A 22,688-nucleotide genomic window follows, 5' to 3' on the forward strand; every position below is an offset into this window, starting at 1 on the left:
TGTATTCATTTGATTTCTTTGTGTTATTATCTTGCTTTCAATTAATAGGTGGGACAGGGAAATGATGAAGAAAATCATATTGGTTGGCTTATTTATGCTATTGGCGGGGTGTTCCAACCTGGAAGATCGGGGCGCTTATAAAGTTGATAGCTCTTTTCCTTCGCAAGGTCAAAATGACAGAGTAAGGTTTTTGGTGTTCCACTATACCGCTGTTGATGATAAAGATTCTTTACGTATACTCACTCAGGGTGGTGTTAGTGCTCATTATTTGATCCCATCGTTACCGAATTATGTGAGAGGAAAGCCTGTTATTCTACAACTGGTTCCTGAAAATAAGAGGGCGTGGCATGCTGGTGTTAGTGGATGGAATGGTCGGAAAGACTTGAATGACACTTCGATTGGCATTGAAATTGTTAATAAGGGATTTACGGAAATGTTACTTGAGAAAGAGTGGTATCCTTTTAATGAGCAACAGATCGATCTATTAACGCGTTTGGCGAAAGATATTATTCAGCGTTATGGCATTGAACCTATTAATGTCGTTGGTCACAGTGATATTGCGCCTTTGAGAAAGTATGATCCAGGCAAACTTTTCCCTTGGAAGAATTTGGCGGAGCAGGGTATTGGTGCTTGGCCTGAAGATGCAACCGTTGAAAAATATATGGCTGGTAGAAAATGGCATGATGGTGCTTCTGTTGAGTTAATCCAGAAGACATTGGCTAAATATGGCTACACCATTCCACAAACGGGTGTGCTTGATGAAGATACCCGTAAGACCATCAGTGCATTCCAGATGCATTTCAGGCCAGATGACATCAGTGGTAATCCTGATGCACAAACTGAATCAATAGCTCTGGCTCTGGTTGAGAAATATAAAAAATAGTTTTCACTATCTTGTGAGATCGTGCCATGGAAAGAACTTTATTGGAGTGACTTTTATGGCATGGTTTTTCTCATAAACTCTATAAATTTTCATGATCTATTCTTCGAACTTTTCTTCACTTTGTTTTAACTGTAGTAACAGCCTTACCTCGGCAGTTGTTGATCACATCTTTCCAACTGTCGCTATTTTAACGCACGATTGCTTTCGATATAGTAGATTGTGGTGAGAAATAGCAATAGAAGTAAGGTGATGGCTAAGTAATAAAATATCCAATGTATATAAATAATCGTCGATTTATTTTATAATGACTATTACTATTTTAAGTAATAGTCAGATTAAATTAAATTTTTGCGATATGGAGAAAATATTACTCTTTATTATGATTTTTTCCTCCTGGCAGAATAAATGCAAGAATAATCCCAATTAGGCTGATAAAGGGTGAATACATTATTATTTTGTCGGGAAAATAGTTTGGTAACACACTGCACAGGTAAATAAAAATAGAGATTAGCCAGCCATATAACCCCACGTCATTGAATCTGTAAGCTGTTTTCATGATTAAATAGTAAACCGTAGCGAAGGAGCACATTGCCCATAGGCCAATAGAGATCATATACAACCACACTGATAACTCATATTTCATGTGGGCGGCATAATTGTTTTCTGCTAGGTAACCAGAGAGAAAGATTAATATTCCGAAAATAATCGCTATTTTAATAAAACTAATAATATAATCTTTTCTACTCAATTTTTGGCTGAAATAGCTTTTTATTGAACCAGCTAGAGAATCGTTCATAAATAATAGTCAGGTAAATAATAATGGATCAGATAATAACTGATCTAATGATAGTATGAACAGAAAAATATCAGTCAGATTTTAGATGAAAATATTTTAAACGTAATTCTATGATTAAATATGTGGAAATAGGGTGATGATTGTTAGATTATATGATATACCCGTTATCTTTCAAGTTGCCTCTTTGTTGGCTGCACTCACTTATCCCGGTCACTCTGGTCACATAGTTATCTATGCTCCCGGGAATTCGCTCCCTTGCCGTCGCGATGCACCTTGAAATCCATAGGGTATAGTTTGTGTTCTTTATGATCTTTTCGGCGCTAAAACCATTCTTTGAGGACTTGACAAATGATTATTCGCTTATCTAAGACTTTGATGATTTTTGCAATAGCTTTGTTTGCGACATTAGCGGCTTTTGGCAATATTACAGACTATGCGACTAATTTCGCATTTGTACAGCATGTATTAATGATGGATACTATTTTCCCAGATACAACTATTACCTATCGTGCAATTCATTCACCGTTGCTACACCACATTGGTTATATTGTCATTATTTCTTTAGAAACTTTAACGGCAGTGTTATGTTGGATTGGCGGTATTCATTTACTGGCGAATTTAAAATCTAACGCTGCTGTCTTTAATAAAAAGAAATCTATTGCGATAGCTGGTCTGACCTTGGGATTCTTGACTTGGCAGGTGGCATTTATGACAATTGGTGGCGAATGGTTTGGGATGTGGATGTCCAAACAATGGGACGGTGTATCTAGTGCTTTCCATTTTTTTATCACTATCATTCTGGTACTGATTTATTTAATTCAGTATGACAAAGAACAAGAATAAGAATAAATATGGGGATAGATGTGAAAACAAGGATAGAACAACACAAAGCGACCCTGTACGGAATATTGGCGATTGTATTGTGGAGTACAATCGTTGGGTTGATAAGAAATGTGAGTGAGGATTTTGGGCCTGTAGGTGGCGCGGCACTGATTTATACTGTTGGGTCAATTTTTCTGATTCTGCTAATAGGCTTCCCAAAAATCAGCGCTTTTCCCAGAGTCTATTTGTGGCTTGGTAGTCTGTTATTTGTCAGTTATGAAATCTGTTTATCACTTACATTAGGCTTTGCCAATAATCGTGCTCAAGCAATTGAGTTGGGTATGGTTAACTACCTATGGCCGGGGCCGTTAAAAAATTCGACAGAGCTCTCTGTCCATCTAACCATGAAACTCAGAGAGCCTTGTTAAGGGAAGTATTGTGTCTGGCATCAAATAAATTGTGTCTGGCATCAAATAAAAGGTCAGAACACAAAGGTTGAAGCTCTTTGTCTTTCGCCGGAAAGCACAGTTGCATTTGTTGGGTAATTGCCCGTTTCAATGTTGTTCTCTGGTTACCGTGTCACGAACAGTTAGTCGTGAAATGCAGAGGTAATTTAACTTCGAGCTCAATCTCTGGATTCTGCCGGAAATCATAGGGAGTTATGCCATACTCTTTGCGGAACATATAAGTGAAATGAGACTGAGAGCCAAAGCCGAAATCTAAGGCGATATCAAAAATAGGCAAAGCGCTGTTTCTTAAAAGATGAACAGCGCCGGCCAGGCGTCGCTGGCGGATATATTTACCAAGAGAAATTCCGGTGACTTCCTTGAATATTTTCTGCATGTGCCAAAGCGAGTAACCGGAGTAAGTTGCCAGTTCTTCCAGGTGGATTACCCGGCCAAGGTGATTCTCAATCCATTTGCTGAGAGCACATACAAGTGCTAAGTGATTATCCTGTGGCATTAACAATTTTGTTCTGGTTGAAAGTGAAAGGAAGTATACACAACTTTTTCTAAAGATGACAAAGCCTTGACATAACGATTTAAATTGTAACTGAATGTGACAATTGATTTTTTTGTTATAGTGAATAGAATCCACATGGTTAGTATTTGTTTAAATGCGTTCTGATTACATTGTTAGCATGCATACTGTTGCCGGTTCGATTTTTTCACAATGAAAGCACAGGATGAATATTTTTCTTGTTTCATTGTTGTAAAATATCATTTTTCAACTTTATTCTTAACGTATTGCGTTCTGACCGAACTTGAAGGAAATAGAATTGGACATAAAAAAAACCATTGCAATCTTAGTATTACTTGGAATATGTCTGTTCTTGTACCTGTTAGCTTTGGATAGCTATTGTGATCAGGGGGAACAGTTTGATTCAGGTATTTGTTCTGTGACTCGATATCTGCCTTTCTGATTAGTTGCTGATACTCATCAGCCATTTTCCCATCATATATCTGTGCTAACATATATCTTCGATATCCACCCTTTAAAGCTAGTGTTTTGTTTGCTTTGAATAAAGCAGATAAGGGGAAGCGGTTGTTTTCCCACTAATAACAAGATAGAAGTTGTATCAAGAGGACAAGATGGCAGGACAATCGCAGCGGTCAACACTTAAACGCGGTTTAAAAAACCGGCATATTCAACTTATTGCTTTGGGGGGGTCTGTCGGGACTGGGTTGTTTCTCGGTATTGCACAAACTATAAAAATGGCTGGCCCCTCCGTAATTTTAGGATACGCTATCGCAGGCTTTATTGCATTTCTGATTATGCGTCAGCTAGGAGAGATGGTAGTCGAGGAGCCAGTAGCGGGGTCGTTTAGTCATTTTGCGTATAAATATTGGGGCGATTTTCCCGGGTTTTTATCAGGCTGGAATTATTGGGCGATGTTTACTCTGGTCGGAATGGCTGAATTAACGGCTGTGGGAATGTACATCCACTATTGGTGGCCTGATATTCCAACCTGGGTTTCTGCAACCGTCTTCTTTGTTTTAATCAATACGGTAAATTTAATTAATGTCCGGTTATATGGTGAAACAGAATTTTGGTTTTCCATCATTAAAGTGACCGCAATTATCTGTATGATTGTTTTTGGTTCTTACCTGTTAGTCAGCGGAAATGGTGGGCCTCAGGCCAGCATTACTAACCTTTGGCAGCATGGTGGCTTTATGCCTAATGGGATCTTCAGCCTTATTATGGCAATGGCTGTCATCATGTTCTCTTTTGGTGGATTGGAACTGGTGGGTATTACCGCAGCAGAAGCGGAAAATCCACGTATCAGCATTCCTAAGGCCACCAATCAGGTGGTATACAGAATATTGATTTTCTATATTGGTTCTCTGACTGTGTTATTGTCGCTTTACCCGTGGGGCAATGTCGTTGAAGGTGAAAGCCCGTTTGTTATGATTTTTCATAACCTGGATAGTTTCTGGGTGGCTAACATTCTGAATATTGTTGTCCTAACAGCCGCATTGTCTGTTTATAACAGCGGTGTGTATTGCAACAGTCGGATGCTGTACGGTTTAGCAAAACAAGGCAATGCTCCTGGAATGTTGACAAAAGTTAATGAAAGTGGTGTTCCTATCAGAGCCATTGTCATGTCTGCTTTGGCAACGTCCATTGGCGTATTGATTAATTATGTGATGCCGGGCAAAGCATTTGAGTTATTAATGGCGTTAGTGGTAACAACGTTGGTGATTAATTGGGTCATGATCTGTATGGCGCATTTAAAATTCCGGGCAGAAAAAGTTAAACAGGGGATAGAGCCGTCATTTAAGGCGTTTTGGTATCCATTCGGCAATTATCTGTGTCTGGTTTTCCTTGCTTTTATACTTGTCATTATTTTGATGATGGATAGCATCCGTATTTCAGTTATCCTGATGCCATTCTGGGTGGGGGTGTTATGGATCGGGTTTTTAATGTCCCATTCTCGCCGTAATAAAATGAAAACAGAAGCTCAGGGATAATATCCATACCCTATGGATTTCAAGATGCATCGCGACGGCAAGGGAGTGCAGCCAACAAAGAGGCAACTTGAAAGATAACGGGTATACTTGGATTATCACTATAAAAATACCAGGCGTGATGTCACGCAGCCTGGTATTTTTTATCCGGTTACCACTGCCAACGTAACCAGGCGAAGAGTACATTACCGTTGTTATATGTGCCGGGAATATACGTTCCTTGAAACGATAACCGATCATATTCTATGGAGAATAACGGTAATGGGAGTGGAATAGGGACATAATAATAATCATGACGAGCTGTAACGCTCAGAGTGAAACCAATTCCCATTCGGAAACCATCTAAATCACCGGGTATCCACATCTTCTGAAATCCATAGCCAACGATGGGTTCCAAACGGTTATGAGAATCCATAAAAGCCATTGCATAAAGGGAATGCCAATCGTTGTCTTCGTCGTAACGATATTTACCATAGCCGAAACCCCAGGGCCGCTCATTATATTTATCGGTTTTCTCTTTATCGTAGGTATGTCTGTTATGCCAAGTAATTACCGGCAGATAAAGTTCATTGTTGGGTGCATCCCAGGTGAGAGCGACATTATTGTTGAATTTTTCCCATAAACTGCTCGAATTGTTGCCATAACTGATCGGAGTGTGAGATTCAGTGGTTGCTAATGATTTGTTAGCAGTATCTGCCGTTGTTGCAAACACTGTCCCTGATGAGACTAAAAGAGTGGCTGATAGGGTAAAGGCTGCGGTTAAATCAAATTTCATTATTTATTGCTCCAATTTCCCGACAACATAAATTGGGAAGATCCTTTGTATCACGTAAAATATGACAAACGTCTAAATTCAGGAATTCTACTCTTGCTATTTTCAATAAAAGTTAAACGAAAAATTAATATTAAGATGTAATAGGTATTAACTGGGTATATTTAATACTAATGTTTTAGTTAACTAATATTGGGAATGTGTTGATTTTTTCTTTCACTCAAACAGTAGAGATTGGTCTCTATGACCGTACTATAGATATAAAAAATCTAATAATAAGACAGGCAAAATAAATTAGGATTATTTATGTTATCTGGGGTTTTGTTGAGTGGATAAACTGTAAGCTAATTAGGATAACCTTGGTTTTTCAAATTTTTGCAGCTATGTTAAACAATAATTGTTGTTAAGAATTTTAAATATGTGCGTTAGCTCCATAGCTGATAAAAAATGGCTTGCCATCATATTAAGAATATGTGATAAATCGTTCGGGTAAACGAGGTATGGTTCTGTTATACAGCTCTGTTAATAGCAGCAACTTGCTCTAGTTTTTATGTTGCGCCGAACGGCGAATTAGAATTAAGTGATCCGAAGGAAATTCTTAAAATGGCAAAAATCACTGGTACTGTAAAGTGGTTCAACGAATCTAAAGGTTTTGGTTTTATTACTCCGGCTGATGGTAGCAAAGATGTGTTTGTACATTTTAGCGCTATTCAGAGCGAGGGTTTCAAGACTCTAGCCGAAGGTCAAAAAGTTGAGTTTGAAATTCAGGACGGTCAGAAAGGTCCTTCTGCGGCAAACGTTACTACAGCATAACTTCTTTTTGTCAATCATTTTGGATTGACGAAGTAAATTTGTTGTCTGTTTGATTTTTTATTGGCAACAATGATATACCGATATCACCCTGTTAGTTATCTGATAGGGTGTTTTTGTTTTGACTCGGGGTGCTCTTCACAGAGCTGAGATGAACCCGTAATACCTGATCTGGATAATGCCAGCGTAGGGAAGTCGAGGTGTCTTTTCCTGATATACCCTATGGATTTCAAGATGGATCGCGACGGCAAGGGAGCGAATCCCCGGGAGCATAGCGAACTATGTGACCGGGGTGAGCGAGTGCAGCCAACAAAGAGGCAACTTGAAAGATAACGGATATACTTGCTTTTCTTTTGCTGGTTGGAAGGGGTACCTATGATGAGAATCAATTCACTGACAATTGCCGGCACTGATCCTAGTGGCGGTGCTGGCATTCAAGCCGACTTAAAAACTTTCTCCGCACTTGGTGCTTATGGCACAACAGTAATGACCGCGCTTGTTGCGCAAAACACCTGTGGTGTGCAATCTGTTTATGATATCGATCCTACTTTTGTTGCGGCACAGCTTGAATCTGTGTTGTCAGATATCAGAATTGATAGCGCTAAGATAGGCATGTTATCCAATGCGGCCAATGTTGCCGTCGTTGCCGACACAATAAGCCGTTATGCCGTTCCTTATGTTGTATTGGATACGGTAATGATTGCGAAAAGTGGCGATCCGTTGTTGGCGCCGGAAGCGGTTTCCGAGGTTGTTGAACGATTATTACCGAAGGTTTCGTTGATTACCCCAAATTTGCCGGAAGCCGCAGCGATATTGAAATGCTCTGTAGCAAAAACCGAAATGGACATGCAAAAACAAGGGCGTGAACTATTATCGCTAGGATGCGAAGCCGTTTTACTGAAAGGCGGGCACCTTACAGAACATGAAAGCCCTGATTGGCTATTTACTGTTGAGGGAGAATGGCGTTTTACTGCGCCCAGAATCAATACTCGTCATACTCATGGAACAGGATGTACGCTCTCCGCTGCACTGGCTGCTTTGCGTCCGCGTTATTCGAATTGGCAGACAACACTGCCTGTTGCCAAAGCATACCTCCAGGCGGCGTTAGAACAGGCGGACTCGTTAGATGTAGGAAAAGGAATCGGGCCTGTGCACCATTTTCATCAGTGGTGGTGAGAGTAGCTGATTGGTGTTTTCGGGATTTGGTGAGAAAGTGATAATGAATTAGGTGTTTATGCTGTGAGAACAGGATAACTCAACGTTGGTAGCGACTTACGATCTATTCATTATCACCGGCGACAAGCTTTATTTACGCGATAGTCACTTGCTTATCCAGATAGACATCTTGAACCGCATTAATCAGCTCAATACCCTCTTTCATGGATTTTTTGAAAGCTTTACGGCCGAGGATTAACCCCATGCCGCCTGCGCGTTTATTAATGACGGCGGTACGAACGGAGTCACTTAAATCATTATTACCGGATGCACCACCCGAGTTAATCATACCGGCGCGACCCATGTAGCAGTTAGCTATCTGATAACGGACCAGATCGATAGGATGATCGGTAGTCAAATTAGTGTAAACACGTTTATCGGTATGACCAAAGCCAATCGCCGTATAGCCGCCGTTATTTTCGGCCATTTTTTGTTTAACGATATCGGCACCGATCGTGGCTGCTAAATGGTTAGCCTGACCTGTGAGGTCTGCACTGGAGTGATAATCTACCCCCTCTTTTTTGAAGGCGGAATTACGTAGGTAGGCCCACAATACCGTTACCATGCCCAATTCATGAGCCCGTTTAAAGGCGGCTGAAATTTCCTCAATTTGACGCCGTGATTCAATAGAGCCAAAGTAAATTGTTGCTCCAACGGCAACAGCACCCATATCGAATGCTTGTTCAACACTAGCATATAAAGTTTGATCATATTGAGCGGGATAGCTCAGTGTTTCATTGTGGTTCAGTTTAACCAGAAATGGGATCTTATGAGCATAACGACGAGAAACAGCGGATAACACGCCATAAGTAGAGGCAACACAGTTACAGCCGGCTTCAATAGCCAGTTCAACGATATTTTTTGGATCGAAATAGAGCGGGTTTGCTGAAAAAGAAGCGGCAGCAGAATGTTCTACACCTTGATCCACCGGCAAAATAGACAAATAACCCGTACCTGCAAGGCGACCATGATTTAACAATGTTTGCATGGAGCGCAGAACCGTATTGGGTCGGTTATTGTCGATCATTACGCGGTCAACAAAATCGGCGCCTGGCAGATAAAGATTTTCACTCGGAATGGTATTGCAACGATGTTGCAATAAACTGTCCGCATCTTTGCCTAACAACTTAGCGATATCAGTCATGTCTTACTCCAGTTATGAAAAGATGCTATCGATTGTCATTTATCCTTTTTAGGATAACAAGTTATATTGGGAGGGAAGTGGTAGTGGATCGCTTCAGGTAGGATTTTAAAGAGAATTTTATTACCAGGAAAGTGGCTATTTAGTGTAAGAGTGACATGACCATTCTTTAGATGATTGATATGGGTGTGAAATAATTAGCTATGCTCCCGGGGATTCACTCCCTTGCCGTCGTGATGCATCTTGAAATCCATAGGGTATATATATGGATATTTTTCTTTCAATTATGATCAGATTGTCTGAATTACTTTAAATTCATATACGTAACGGTTATTATTTGTAATAAATAACCTATTGATTAATATTGAGTTATAATATTATTTCTATAACTTAATTAACCGATAAATAAGAGTGTTATTTATAGCTTTCTCTTTCTATCGTTAAACTGATTATTTTATTATATGAGTTTTTTGTAAAGATTTAATATGTTTTTATATCATTTAAATAAGTTTTATAAGGTTGAGTATTCATATTTTTTGAACGCTATTAGATATAAATTTTATTGATTTTAATTATTTGTGTGAATAATTTTTTATTTTGTCAATTTATTTATAACTATGTTGCACCATTATATGGTAAATAGCCATTTTTGACGTCAATATTTTTAAATCTATATAATCCTGTAAGCAACAGTCAATATAGTTATTTATTCTTTCGTAAAAGTGATAATAATACAAAATAATAATTATACTAAATTTTTAGTTTTGATTGTATTCATCAATCAATTAGCTGATTGAGAAATACATCAATATAGTTTGATTTTTTCACGGATGAAAAATTTCTCATGTTTCTATTGCGAATGGTGATATTTTGGTTTTCTTCCATTTACCAAAAGTAATTTATTATTACGTTTTCTCTTTAGTAACTTGCTTGCAAACGATTTTTTATAAAGTCATTGGACCTGTTGATGTAAGCTGATTTTTCTTGATGTTATTGTTAGATGATATTTTTCATGCTGATCCGGTGTAAAAATGCGTTTCTATTGTCTTTTGGTTTACTAAGCAGCTCCTATTGTGGGATTAAACTTCATTTCTATGAGGGGGTAACAGGTACTGCGCTGTCGTTTATCAGCTTTGGGGTGATTTGGCTATTTTACCCTTATTTATGTTGTGGATATATGAAACAAAAGCCGTTTTGGGTTATTAAGTCGATATAGTCAGGTAAATGTTGAACTAATAGTTTTAACAATAAGTAAATTGTAATTATCTGTTTTCATAATCTTTACCTGATTAATTCTATCAAATTGTATAATATTTGGTCTAAATATGATGGATTTCCTGAATTATTAAACAGTGGAAAATTTTAATTACATTTCTTTAGATAGTGTGATATTTCAATAAGTAGAAATATTTTCTTATTAATATTCAGGGTATCAGAAACACATGAATATAAACATTCATCGATTTAATAGTTAAATTTATCTATTTAATTAATCGTGTGAATGAATTCTGTAACTTGTTGATTTTATTTCCCGGAGCGAAAAAGAAAAGGCCAGCTCAAGGGAGATTGAGCCGGCCAAGGAGGTGGTTCCTAGTCTTACTGTAAAACTTTTTTAATTTTTTATTTTTCACCAACAATACTACGGTAAATAAAATAGTATTGATGTGATCTGTTTCTAAAAAAAGAAATATATCATCGTGAAGAGGGGATATTGATGATTATTTGTCTGAGTCTCGGTTCGTTTGAGGATATTGAGAATTAATACCATTTAGATTACGTATTAATAAGGCGTAATTAATATCAATTTGTTTAGGAATTGGTAAATAGGCAATATACCCATCCCCAAGCGCAACTTCCATTGGTTGGCCTTTTTTATCCTGCATTGCTTCCAGTGTAAACTGGATATTGCCTGATGGTGTCATTAATTCGAGACGGTCTCCGATCATGAATTTATTCTTGACAGCAACTTCAGCCAATCCGTTGACTCGCTCACCTGTAAATTCACCAACAAATTGTTGGGTATCGGATATCGAGTAACCGTATTCATAAGTCTGATAGGCATCATGGGTATGACGGCGCAAAAATCCTTCGGTATAGCCGCGATGAGCAAGTCCTTCTAACGTTGTTAGCAGCGTTGGATCAAAAGGTTTCCCTGCAACGGCATCATCAATGGCTCGGCGGTAAACTTGTGCTGTGCGAGCGCAGTAATAGAAGGATTTTGTTCGTCCTTCGATTTTCAGAGAGTGAACACCCATTTTAGTTAATCGCTCAACATGTTCAACTGCACGTAAATCTTTGGAATTCATGATGTAAGTACCATGTTCATCTTCGAAAGCTGACATATATTCACCAGGGCGTTTTGCTTCTTCGAACGTAAATACTTTATCTGTTGGAGTGCCTTTTCCCAATGTTGGCTCGATACTTTTTGTCGGTATCGGTTCATGCATATGCACAATATTACCGATATCATCTTCTTTGCCTTCTTGGACATGATATTCCCAACGGCAGGCATTAGTGCAGGTTCCCTGATTGGGATCTCGTTTATTAATATAGCCGGATAATAGGCAACGACCGGAATAAGCCATACACAACGCGCCATGTACGAAAACTTCCAGTTCCATATCGGGAACCTGCTGGCGAATCTCGTTAATTTCATCCAGTGAAAGTTCACGGGAAAGAATGACCCGTGTTAGTCCCATTTGTTGCCAGAATTTTACTGTCGCCCAGTTAACCGCGTTAGCTTGAACGGAAAGATGAATTTCCATTTCAGGAAAAGCTTCACGAACCATCATAATCAGTCCGGGATCAGACATAATGAGAGCATCAGGTCCCATATCAATGACAGGCTTTAGATCACGGATAAAAGTTTTCAATTTGGCATTGTGAGGAGCAATATTGACCACAACGTAAAAGCGCTTACCAAGTTCATGAGCTTCTTTAATGCCGAGTGCCAGATTTTCGTGATTAAATTCATTATTGCGGACACGCAGGCTGTAACGTGGTTGACCAGCATATACGGCATCTGCGCCATAGGCAAAAGCATAGCGCATATTTTTCAGCGAACCGGCAGGGGAAAGTAATTCTGGAGTAAACATGGTTAAAAAATTCTCGGTTTGAGTTGAGATGAGTTTTCACTATAAAAAGTAAGGATAAGGCTGGGGATTCTAACGCTTAATTTGTTGGGGATACAAATTTATTAGCACGAAACGTTCTGTTGATCGATGAATAGCGCCTTATCAATTGACGATAGCTTTCAACTGATAAGGTGCGGTTTATCATGAAAAAATATTATTCTGACTTTGTCAGATCTCGAACATTGACGCTAGAGCCATGTTTAATTGCAGATTGAATGCCTTTTTTGACTGCCACTTCGTTATCGTAAGATTCGCTGATGCCGATAACTTGATAGTTTCTCGCTTTCAGCACGAAATAGGACTTGCCAGATTTGTTTTCTCTGATTTCGAAGTTTTTTTCTGCTGGTGAATTTGCTTGGACAGAACGAATTCCTTTATTCGCTGCTGCCTTGGTAGTATACATTTCACTGGTAAGGATAACTTCACCGTTTGATGCTTTTAAATTGAAGTAATACTGCTTGTTTTTTGTTCTCTTAAGATCATAATGACCTACAGCCATAAGAAATTCCTCCAATTAAAGGTAAGTATTTTTAATATAGCTGAATTTCTGACCGGTGAAAGGTTGAAAGAAATTTAATTCAGTTAAAGTGTGACAGTTATAACAAACGGCATATATCCGCTTCCCATCGGTAACCAAGTCCATAAATAGAACGAATGAATGTTTTACTGTTATCCAATTGTTCCAGTTTACGGCGTAAATTTTTAATGTGGCTATCAATGGTACGGTCTGTCACGATTCGGTGATCGTCATATAGATTATTCAATAGTTTATCGCGGGAAAATACTTGCCCAGGGCGACTTGCCATCGTTTTTAATAACCGGAATTCAACCGGGGTCAAATCCAGTATTTTATCGCGGTAACGTGCTTGGAAACAGGCTTCGTCAATTTGTAGATCGCTTTGCTTGACAATATCTTGTGGTCGGTAACAACGACGAAGAATTGTTTTAACTCGCGCGACAATTTCACGCGGGCTGTAAGGTTTACAAATATAATCATCTGCCCCGATTTCCAATCCAAGTAAACGGTCAATTTCTTCCGTCTTGGCGGTGACCATAATAATTGGTACGTCAGAGAAGCGGCGAATTTCCCGACAAATAGAGATGCCATCACAACCTGGAAGCATTAAATCCAGCAAAATAATATCTGGATTGTGTTGCTGTACATGGGAGACCGCTTCATCACCTCGCAGTAGCCATTGGGTTTCGTAATCAGCCGCCCGCAAGTAATCAACCAGCAATTGCCCAAGCTTTGGCTCATCTTCAACAATCAAAACAGTATAATGCCCAAATTCTGTACTCATAACGTTTCGTCGTCGAGGGATTCAGTTAGCGGCAATTCTACGATAATTCTCAGGCCGCCTAAAGGTGAGGGTTCGGCATGGATCGTACCGTTATGTGCTTCAACGATGTTATTGCAAATGGCTAACCCAAGTCCTGATCCACCACTGGCACGGTTTCGTGAGGATTCACTGCGGTAGAATCGTTCAAAAACCTGTTGGCATTGCTCTGGTGACAAGCCGGGCTTGCTGTCCTCCCAATTCAGAATGAAGTGGTTATCGTCAGAACAACCTTTGATGATCAATTTTCCATTATCAGCGGTATAGCGAAGACTATTTTCCAGTAAATTATGAAATAGCTGAGTCAATCTGCTTGGGTCAGCAAACACCATAATAATTTCAGGAAGTTTAACATCCACTTGGATTTGTTTATCAAGGAAACGTCCATGATAAGATGCGATAGCAACCTGAATTAACTCACTGATGTTGATAAATTCTTTCCGGTATGCCAGCGCCCCGCGATCGGATAGAGATAGCTGGTGTAGATCATCAACCAGTTTGGTCAATGTGGTAATTTCAGCCAATAACGAATTGAGTGTTTCTGGCGTTGGTTTGTGAACACCATCCTGTAACGCTTCCAATTCACCACGCAATATAGAAAGGGGAGTGCGCAGTTCATGAGAAATATCCGCCATATACTCGCGACGCATCTGCTCGTTTTTTTCCAAGGTACTGGCGAGCTGGTTAAAATTGTGGGCAAGCTGACCAATTTCATCTTTACTTGATGGTGTGACTCGGGCACTGAAATCACCGGCCGCCAGTTTATGCGTCCCTTCAACCAAACGTTTAACGGGTTTTAACATACCGCGGGATAATAATAGCGTGGCTATCATTGCTAGCAAGGTAGATAAACCGGCAATTACCCAGCTTGTCAGTTGTTGTTGGCGATCAAAACTGATATCCGCTTGACGGGTAATTTTATCTGATGTGCTAACAATGACCCAGCCAACGACTTGATGATGATAGATGATCGGTTTGCGATAAGTCTCTGACGGGATTTTACCTTCGTGACCGACCAGCGGTTTCATGTCACTGTCCACCACCCAAAATTGAGTTCGCCAACCGCGGGGTGGTGGACCTTGATGGCTTTCACTGGTTTGTTCAATGGAGCGGATGATTTGAAAAATTACCCGGTCATTCCTTTTTAAGAATTTCCAACTGCCATATTGTTGATATTGTTCGGCCAGTGCTTCGGCTAACATGGCAGTACGTAACTGGATATTTTGTTTTATATAACCAATAAAACCATACTGGAAGCTGCTTCTTACGCCCCAGTGCATGGTGATGAGTACTAGCATGCAAGTGGCGAAAATGGCCATAAACAGTTTACCACTGATGCTGAGTTTCATGATTGCTCCATAATTTGTCTGGTGGTACGCCGTTGTTGCCATTTTTCCCTTAGTCGATCAAAACAGAGATAAACAACCGGTGTGGTATACAGTGTTAAAAGCTGGCTCATAACCAAACCACCCACAATGGTTATTCCTAAGGGTTGGCGTAATTCCGTACCGTCGCCACTACTCAAAACCAGTGGCAGGGCACCAAACAAGGCGGCCAGTGTGGTCATCAGAATCGGACGGAAACGTAACAGGCTGGCTTGGAATATCGCATCACGGGCGCGAATATTATCGTTACGTTGGGCTTCAATAGCAAAGTCCACCATAATAATGGCGTTCTTTTTCACGATACCAATCAATAACATGATGCCTATTAATGCTATCAGGCTGAATGGTGTGTCAAACAGTTCCAATGCCAGCAGGGCACCAATACCGGCGGAAGGCAGGGTAGAGAGAATAGTCAATGGATGGATATAACTTTCATACAGGATCCCTAGCACCAGATAGACGGTAATAATGGCAGCCAGAATCAAGAATAATTGTGATTTCAGGGTTTCCTGGAAAATCTGGGCGGTGCCTGCAAAAGTGCCACGAACCGTTGAAGGTACACCAAGTTCGGTTATGGTTCTTTCAATCGTATTGATAGCATCAGAGAGGGTATAGCCTTCGGATATATTGAAAGCAATGGTTGAAGCAGCGGAAAGCCCCTGATGATTTACACTGAGTGGCGCGTTAGCCGGTTGCCAGTGAGCAAAATAGGAGAGAGGAATGGCTTTTCCTTGATTGTTAATCACAAACATTTTTTCCAGTGCGCTGACATCCTGTGTATATTCTGGTGCAACTTCCATTACCACCTTGTACTGATTAAGTGGTTGATAAATAGTGGATATTTGTCGCTGACCAAAAGCATTATTCAGCAAATTATTGGCTTCACTGACATTAATGCCCAGACGAGACATGGTATCGCGGTCATAGATTATTGCCATTTCAGCCCCTTTATCCTCTTTATCTGAATTCACGTCAGTCAGTTGCGGCAATTGCCCTAATGCTTTACGTATAACAGGCTCCCATTTGCGAAGATCATTCAGATCATCTGCCAGCAATGTGAATTGATAGCTGGCATTAGCTTGGCGACCGCCAGCCCTGATATCTTGTACCGGAATGAGAAATAGATTTGCTCCCGGTTCATTGGCAAGTTTAATTCTCAGGCGTGAGATAACCTGTTCAGCGTTTTCTGAACGCTCTTTCAATGGCTTTAGAGAGATAAACATAAAGCCATTATTTACCCGCCCACCACCGGTAAAACCGATAACGCTGTCTACCGTAGGATCTGCATTGATTGTCTGCATGAAATTTTTCATTTTTTCACGCATGGATTGGAAAGAGATACTTTGATCTGCCCGAACAAACCCTAGCAACCGACCGGTATCCTGCTCTGGGAAGAAAGTTTTGGGGATATTGATATAGAGCCAAACATTTAGGGCAATGATGCCGGCCAAAATTAACAATACCCAACGGCTATGATTAAGAACCCACATCAGGGAGCGTCCGTAAACTTGCTGAATTTTCAGTAGAACTTTACCGAATCCTCGTATTTTCTTCTGTGCTTTGGGGCGCTGAGATTTTAGTAAATGAGCGCACATCATTGGCGTTAGTGTTAGAGAAACTAATAGTGAGATGCTGATTGATGTGGTTAGGGTAATGGCAAATTCACGGAACAGCCGACCAACCAATCCATCCATGAGCAGAAGCGGGATAAAGACTGCTACCAGCGAAATACTCATCGAGAGGACCGTAAAACCCACTTCCCGGACACCCTGTAGGGCCGCTTGCATGGGTTTTATGCCTGCTTCAAGGTGGCGGGAAATATTCTCCAGTACCACAATCGCATCATCTACCACAAATCCTGTGGCAACCGTTAGCGCCATTAAGGAAAGATTGTTCAAACTGAAACCGCACAGATACATAGCGGTAAATGTGCCAATGAGTGAAACAGGTACCGCAATGGCAGGGATCAATGTCGCGCGACCAGAACGCAAGAACAGGAATACCACCAGAATGACCAGCCCGATAGCAATCACCAATGCTCGTTCTACTTCCACTATTGAAGCACGAATAGTTGGTGTGCGGTCTTGAGCAACTTTAAGTTGAATACTGGCAGGAATAGATTCACGTAATGCAGGTAATTGTTCACGGATACGGTTTACTGTGGCGATAATATTCGCGCCAGCCTCACGGCGAATAATCAACAAAATAGCCGGTTTACCGCCAGACATTCCGGCAGCCCTGACATTCTGAACAGAATCTTTTACATTTGCTACATCCTGCAATCGCACTGGTGAATTGTTGTTGTAGTGAACGATGATCGGGCGATAGTTTTCGGCTGTTTTTAACTCATCATTCGTTTGAATTTGCCAATGTTGCTGATCGGAATCCACATATCCTTGTGGGCGGCGAACATTGGCATTGCTGATAGCTTTGCGTACCGCATCCAGCGAAACCCCCTGATGAAACAGGGCGCCAGGATTCAATTCAACTCTGACTGCGGGTAATGAACTTCCGCCAACAGAGACTTCACTGACACCTTCAACTTGGGCGATTTTCTGAGCCAGTTGAGTAGACGCAAAATCATAAAGCTGCCCCTGATTATAGGTATCGGAAGTCAATGTGAGGATCATGATTGGGGCATCAGACGGGTTGACTTTGTAATAATGCGGCCTGCTCGGCATACCGGAAGGCAACAGACTTTGAGCGGCATTCAGCGCTGCCTGTACATCCCGTGCTGCACTGTTAATATCACGATTGAGATCAAATTCAAGCGTGATATTGGTATTGCCAAGGGAGCTACTGGACGTCATTTCATTGACTCCGGCAATTCGTCCTAAGGCGTGCTCCAGTGGAGTCGCGACAGATGAGGCCATTGTTTCCGGTGAAGCGCCCGGTAATGAGGCGTAAACGGAGATCACCGGAAAATCCACTTGTGGTAAAGGAGAAACCGGCAACAGGGTAAATCCCAATACCCCACATAGGGTTATGGCTAAACTCAATAGCGTGGTGGCCACAGGGCGTTGGATAAATAAGGCAAAAAATTTCACCGCGGCTCCTGATGATCAATAGATGAGGTGTTTGAAACTGAGAGCTGGCGATTGCGGCGATAGTGGGCCAGACGGTCAAACAGTAAATAGATCACTGGCGTAGTAAACAGTGTCAGGATCTGGCTCATAATCAATCCACCTACCATACAGATACCCAGAGGACGGCGTAATTCAGCGCCTACACCGGAGCTAAGCATCAAGGGGAGTGCTCCAAGTAATGCGGCCATTGTGGTCATCAGAATCGGACGGAAGCGCAATAAGCACGCTTGATAAATGGCTTCGTAAGGCGATAATCCCTGTTCACGCTCCGCTGACAGCGCAAAATCGATCATCATGATGGCGTTTTTCTTCACAATACCTATCAACAAGATAATGCCGATGATCGCAATGACATCCAGTTCATGACCTGCCATCATCAGCGCTAATAGTGCACCCACTCCCGCTGTCGGTAATGTGGAGAGGATTGTCACCGGATGGATGAAGCTTTCATACAGTATGCCTAGCACGATATACATGGCGATAATGGCCGCCGCGATTAGCCACAATGTATTGCCCAGTGCGCTTTCAAATGCCAGTGTTGTTCCCTGGAATTGTGTGGAAATGTCTTTGGGCATTTTGATCAATTGTGCGGCATCACGAACAGCATTGACCGCCTGTTCGAGAGAAGCATCCTCGGCAACGTTGAAAGAAAATGTTGCTGAGGGAAATTGAGCCAGATGATTGATTGCCAGTGGGCCAAATCTTTGTTCAATAGTTGCAATAGTTCTGAGAGGTACGACATGGCCGTCAGTTCCGTTAAGGCGGATGTTATCAAATGCTGCCAGCCCTGGAGTCGATGTCACATCATGTTCCAAGATGATCCGATACTGATTAGCCTGCGTATAAATGGTTGAAATTAGCCGCTGGCCAAATGCGTTATAGAGTGCGTTATCTATAGCGGCCATTGAGATGCCCAATCGGCTGGCAATGTCTCGGTCTACTTTAACGTAGGCGATCAGCCCCTGATCTTGCCAGTCACTGCTGATATCAACTAGCTCTGCTCTCTGCTTTAGTTCAGCCAGCAATTTTGGCACCCAGATACTCAGTTCATCCAGAGAGGTTGCCTGCAAAGTGAATTGGTATTGGGTACGGGTAACCTGAGTGTCAATCGTCAAATCCTGCATCGGTTGCAGATAGAGCTTTATGCCGGGTATAGCGGCAACTTTTTCCTGCAAACGCGGAATAATGTCAACGATTCTGTCATCACGCTGATTGAGTGGTTTTAGCGTGATTTGCAATCGCCCGTTATTCAATGTTGGGTTACTGCCATCAACGCCTACAAAAGTGGTGACATTTTCTACTGTCGGGTCTTGCAGTAATAAGGATGAAACCTGCTGTTGTTTATTCACCATTGCAGCAAAGGAAATGGATTGCGGCGCTTCCAGTGTTCCCTGAATCAGCCCATTATCCTGTGATGGAAAAAATCCTTTTGGAATCATCAGATAGAGCAGGGCAGTTAGCACCAATGTGCTTAGGGCGATGCTAAAGGTGATCCACGGATGGTTCAGTGCTCTTTTTAGCCATACAGCATAACCGGCAATCATTTGTTCAAAAAAGCGTTCACTGGCTTGTTCAAAACGATTGTGTTTTATCTGTGATTCCGGTTTCAATATTCGAGCGCACATCATGGGGGTTAATGTCAGTGAGACAATGGCTGAAATCAGAATTGCCACGGCCAAGGTAATTGCAAACTCACGAAACAGGCGGCCAACGATATCGCCCATAAAAAGCAGCGGGATCAGTACCGCAATCAAAGAGAAAGTCAGGGAGATAATGGTAAAACCGATTTCACCCGCGCCTTTTAATGCTGCTGTCATCGGTTTCTCGCCTTGTTCTATGTAACGGGAGATATTTTCAATGACCACAATGGCATCGTCCACGACAAAACCGGTGGCAATGGTGAGCGCCATTAGCGTCAGATTATTGACGGAGAAACCGCAGAAATACATCACTGCGAATGTACCGATCAGTGAAAGAGGAACGGCGATACTGGGGATAAGTGTTGCGATACCGTTACGTAAAAACAGATAAATCACCATAACAACCAGTGCAATTGCCAGTAACAGCTCAAACTGAACATCTTTCACTGAGGCACGAATGGTTGTCGTGCGGTCAGTCAGGATTTTCATATCGACGAACTTTGGCAAGCTGCTGATAAGTTCCGGCAACATCTGACGAATGTTATCTGTAGTTTCAATCACATTGGCACCTGGCTGGCGCTGAACATTAATCACAATGGCTTGTTTGTTATTTGACCATGCACCTAGTTTGGTGTTTTCAGCGCCTTGTTCAATGGTTGCGACATCTTGTAACCGTACCGGTGAGCCGTTTTTATAGGCAATGATCAAGTTGCGGTAATCATTTACTGACTTCATCTGATCGTTGGCCGAAAGCGTGACAGAGCGAGTCGGGCCATCAAGGCTACCTTTGGCGGAGTTAACGTTAGCATTGTTGATAGCGGTGCGGATCGTTTCGCTATCCAATCCCTGTGCAGCGATCGCTTGGGCGTTTAGCTTCACTCTGACGGCTGGTCGCTGGCCGCCGGCGAGTGTCACCAATCCTACACCGTTGACCTGTGAAATTTTCTGTGCGATACGGGTTTCCACCATATCCTGAATCTGTGTCATCGGCATTGCATCGGAGGTGACAGCTAGCATTAGAATCGGTGGATCAGCGGGATTAACTTTGCTGTAGATAGGGGGATAAGGCAGGTCAGTCGGCAATAAATTACTGGCTGCGTTGATAGCCGCCTGCACTTCCTGCTCGGCGACATCTAACGGCAACGTTAGCTGGAATTGTAATGTGATAACGGAAGCCCCGCCGGAACTTTGAGATGCCATCTGTTTAAGGCCAGACATCTGCCCGAGTTGGCGCTCCAGTGGTGCGGTGACTGCCGAAGTCATCACATCGGGGCTTGCGCCGGGGTAGAGTGTGACCACCTGAATGGTGGGATAGTCCACTTCTGGTAATGCAGACACGGGCAACATGCGATAGCCGATAATACCTGCCAGTAGGATTGCTGCCATAAACAGCGTGGTGGCAACAGGTCGCAAGATGAACAGGCGTGATGGTCCGCCTCCTGGGATTGGGGAGCTTACCTGCATCAGGAATTCTCCGTTTTATCGTGTTTTTGTGGCTGAGGCATATTTGCCATCGGTGTGACAATATCCACCTTAGCGCCATCTGTCAGGCGATCGATACCATCAGTGACCACTTTATCACCTGCTGCTAAGCCGGTACTGATAACAACGCGTTTTGTATCCTGCAATTTGACCGTGACCAGATGTTTGCTGACTTTATTCTCTTTACCTAACATCCAGACAAAATTCCCTTCATTACCCATTTGCAGGGCAGCATTTGGGATCACCACTGCGTTTTCCAGTGTATCGACTTTAATACGGACATTAACAAACTGATTTGGGAATAAGATGCTATCTTGATTGGAAAAACGGGCTTTCAGCTTAATTGTGCCGGTAGCGGCATCAATTTGATTATCAATGCTCAACAGTTTTCCTTCGGCAAGTTGTTGCTGGTTATTGCGATCCCAGGCACTAACAGCGACGTTATGATTCGTTTTCTGAGCTTGTAAAACCGCATTGATATCGTTTTCAGGGAGTGAAAATAGCACATCTACTGGATCGGTTTGGGTAATAACCACGATAGGAGAACTGTTACCACTGGAAATAAAATTTCCTACATCGATCTGCTTCAAGCCCACTTTCCCGGAAATGGGAGCGGTAATACGGCTGTAAGTGAGTTGGAGTTTTGCACTATCAATTGCTGCTTGATCAACTTTCAGACTGGCTTCGTGTTGGCGGACAAGTGCACGTTGATTATCCATTTCTTGTTGGGAAATCAGGTGAGTGTTTGCCAATTTCTGGTAGCGATTGAGATCCTGACGGGCATTCGCCAATATTGCTTCATCTTTAGCAAGCTGGCCTTTGGCTTGTGCTAGTTGAACTTGAAAAGGGCGTGGATCAATTTCTGCCAGTAAATCCCCTTGTTTAATTTGTTGTCCTTCCTGAAAGTACAAAGCGATAAGCTGACCTTCAACCCGGCTGGTTACCGTGGCAGTATTGGCGGCCTGAATGGTGCCAAGCCCGGCCAGAAAGCGAGGAACTGCCTGCTCTTTTGCCGTGGCGACCTGTACAGGGGGTAAAGGGGAATGTCTTAAACCAGAGGATTGATCAGATGGGCTAGATTGTTGAGGGGTTTTAAGTTGGTACCAGAAAAATATAGCGGCAGCAATGGCAATAGCGGCCAGTGCTGCACGGAAAAGGAGGGTACGGTGTTTATTATTTTGATTCATTTCTTCGACATTCTCTCAAACGCAAGGCC

At 41.9% G+C, this 22,688-nt stretch carries 18 protein-coding genes, 1 pseudogene and 1 riboswitch; of the genes and pseudogenes, 8 read left to right on the forward strand and 11 right to left on the reverse strand.

Going from position 1 to position 22,688, the window contains the following annotated elements; translation table 11 throughout:
- The first annotated feature begins 64 nt into the window (after positions 1-64).
- Positions 65-883 carry an N-acetylmuramoyl-L-alanine amidase gene (locus CKY02_RS03130; RefSeq protein ID WP_112894229.1) on the forward strand — a complete coding sequence of 273 codons (819 nt, stop codon included), beginning with the start codon at positions 65-67 and terminating at the stop codon, positions 881-883.
- A gap of 367 nt (positions 884-1,250) precedes the next feature.
- Here the strand turns inward: CKY02_RS03130 and CKY02_RS03135 are convergent, their stop codons facing one another.
- A complete protein-coding gene (locus CKY02_RS03135) occupies positions 1,251-1,679 on the reverse strand; it encodes a DUF805 domain-containing protein (protein WP_112894189.1) in 429 nt (142 codons plus the stop codon).
- Between the two features lie 136 nt (positions 1,680-1,815).
- On the opposite strand from CKY02_RS03135, the gene CKY02_RS24280 reads away from it, so the two are divergent.
- The 3 genes and pseudogenes from CKY02_RS24280 to CKY02_RS03145 form a co-directional block, all read left to right on the forward strand.
- Positions 1,816-1,956, forward strand: a complete 141-nt coding sequence (locus CKY02_RS24280; protein ID WP_167405255.1) for a hypothetical protein — start codon at positions 1,816-1,818, stop codon at positions 1,954-1,956.
- Between the two features lie 71 nt (positions 1,957-2,027).
- On the forward strand, positions 2,028-2,522 hold the full coding sequence (locus CKY02_RS03140; RefSeq protein ID WP_112894190.1) for a DUF2165 family protein: 495 nt from the start codon (positions 2,028-2,030) through the stop codon (positions 2,520-2,522).
- 8 nt (positions 2,523-2,530) lie between these two features.
- Positions 2,531-2,863: pseudogene (locus tag CKY02_RS03145) on the forward strand (EamA family transporter); the annotation flags it as partial.
- 217 nt (positions 2,864-3,080) lie between these two features.
- Here the strand turns inward: CKY02_RS03145 and CKY02_RS03150 are convergent.
- Positions 3,081-3,464, reverse strand: coding sequence for a helix-turn-helix domain-containing protein (locus CKY02_RS03150; protein WP_112877749.1), 384 nt, complete (start codon positions 3,462-3,464; stop codon positions 3,081-3,083).
- A 316-nt stretch (positions 3,465-3,780) separates the two neighbouring features.
- On the opposite strand from CKY02_RS03150, the gene mgrB reads away from it, so the two are divergent.
- The gene (gene mgrB / locus CKY02_RS26860) at positions 3,781-3,924 is read left to right on the forward strand and encodes a PhoP/PhoQ regulatory lipoprotein MgrB (protein WP_112877748.1); all 144 of its coding nucleotides are present in this window, start codon (positions 3,781-3,783) and stop codon (positions 3,922-3,924) included.
- Between the two features lie 169 nt (positions 3,925-4,093).
- Positions 4,094-5,473: an amino acid permease gene (locus tag CKY02_RS03160; protein ID WP_112894191.1), complete on the forward strand. Its 1,380-nt coding sequence runs from the start codon at positions 4,094-4,096 to the stop codon at positions 5,471-5,473.
- Positions 5,474-5,621: 148 nt separating this feature from the next.
- Here CKY02_RS03160 and pagP read toward each other — a convergent pair whose 3' ends face one another.
- Entirely contained in the window at positions 5,622-6,245 is a 624-nt protein-coding gene (gene pagP, locus CKY02_RS03165; RefSeq protein WP_112894192.1) for a lipid IV(A) palmitoyltransferase PagP, read from the reverse strand.
- A gap of 600 nt (positions 6,246-6,845) precedes the next feature.
- Between pagP and cspE the strand changes: the two genes are divergently transcribed.
- Entirely contained in the window at positions 6,846-7,055 is a 210-nt protein-coding gene (gene cspE, locus CKY02_RS03170; RefSeq protein ID WP_036781809.1) for a transcription antiterminator/RNA stability regulator CspE, read from the forward strand.
- A gap of 114 nt (positions 7,056-7,169) precedes the next feature.
- Positions 7,170-7,262, forward strand: a riboswitch (TPP riboswitch).
- A 165-nt stretch (positions 7,263-7,427) separates the two neighbouring features.
- The gene (thiD, locus tag CKY02_RS03175; protein ID WP_167405256.1) at positions 7,428-8,228 is read left to right on the forward strand and encodes a bifunctional hydroxymethylpyrimidine kinase/phosphomethylpyrimidine kinase; all 801 of its coding nucleotides are present in this window, start codon (positions 7,428-7,430) and stop codon (positions 8,226-8,228) included.
- A 133-nt stretch (positions 8,229-8,361) separates the two neighbouring features.
- Here thiD and fbaB read toward each other — a convergent pair whose 3' ends face one another.
- The 8 genes from fbaB to CKY02_RS03220 all read right to left on the reverse strand — a co-directional run bounded on the left by fbaB (position 8,362) and on the right by CKY02_RS03220 (position 22,659).
- Positions 8,362-9,411 carry a class I fructose-bisphosphate aldolase gene (fbaB, locus tag CKY02_RS03180; RefSeq protein ID WP_112894193.1) on the reverse strand — a complete coding sequence of 350 codons (1,050 nt, stop codon included), beginning with the start codon at positions 9,409-9,411 and terminating at the stop codon, positions 8,362-8,364.
- Between the two features lie 1,715 nt (positions 9,412-11,126).
- Positions 11,127-12,503: a prephenate-dependent tRNA uridine(34) hydroxylase TrhP gene (trhP, locus tag CKY02_RS03190; RefSeq protein ID WP_112894194.1), complete on the reverse strand. Its 1,377-nt coding sequence runs from the start codon at positions 12,501-12,503 to the stop codon at positions 11,127-11,129.
- A 193-nt stretch (positions 12,504-12,696) separates the two neighbouring features.
- The gene (locus tag CKY02_RS03195; protein ID WP_011146999.1) at positions 12,697-13,041 is read right to left on the reverse strand and encodes a YegP family protein; all 345 of its coding nucleotides are present in this window, start codon (positions 13,039-13,041) and stop codon (positions 12,697-12,699) included.
- A 97-nt stretch (positions 13,042-13,138) separates the two neighbouring features.
- Positions 13,139-13,843 (reverse strand): envelope stress response regulator BaeR, encoded by a 705-nt coding sequence (baeR, locus tag CKY02_RS03200; protein WP_112877743.1) that lies wholly within the window; start codon positions 13,841-13,843, stop codon positions 13,139-13,141.
- Positions 13,840-15,228 (reverse strand): envelope stress sensor histidine kinase BaeS, encoded by a 1,389-nt coding sequence (baeS, locus tag CKY02_RS03205; protein WP_112894195.1) that lies wholly within the window; start codon positions 15,226-15,228, stop codon positions 13,840-13,842. Before baeS ends, baeR begins: the two co-directional genes overlap by 4 nt.
- Complete coding sequence (gene mdtC, locus CKY02_RS03210; protein ID WP_112894196.1) at positions 15,225-18,311, reverse strand: multidrug efflux RND transporter permease subunit MdtC; 3,087 nt, start codon at positions 18,309-18,311, stop codon at positions 15,225-15,227. Before mdtC ends, baeS begins: the two co-directional genes overlap by 4 nt.
- Entirely contained in the window at positions 18,308-21,454 is a 3,147-nt protein-coding gene (locus CKY02_RS03215; protein WP_112894197.1) for an MdtB/MuxB family multidrug efflux RND transporter permease subunit, read from the reverse strand. Before CKY02_RS03215 ends, mdtC begins: the two co-directional genes overlap by 4 nt.
- Positions 21,454-22,659: an MdtA/MuxA family multidrug efflux RND transporter periplasmic adaptor subunit gene (locus tag CKY02_RS03220; protein WP_112894198.1), complete on the reverse strand. Its 1,206-nt coding sequence runs from the start codon at positions 22,657-22,659 to the stop codon at positions 21,454-21,456. Before CKY02_RS03220 ends, CKY02_RS03215 begins: the two co-directional genes overlap by 1 nt.
- Between the last annotated feature and the right edge of the window lie 29 nt (positions 22,660-22,688).

Origin of the sequence: Photorhabdus bodei, assembly GCF_003287735.1 — a bacterium.
GTDB classification, from domain to species: Bacteria; Pseudomonadota; Gammaproteobacteria; order Enterobacterales; family Enterobacteriaceae; genus Photorhabdus; species Photorhabdus kayaii.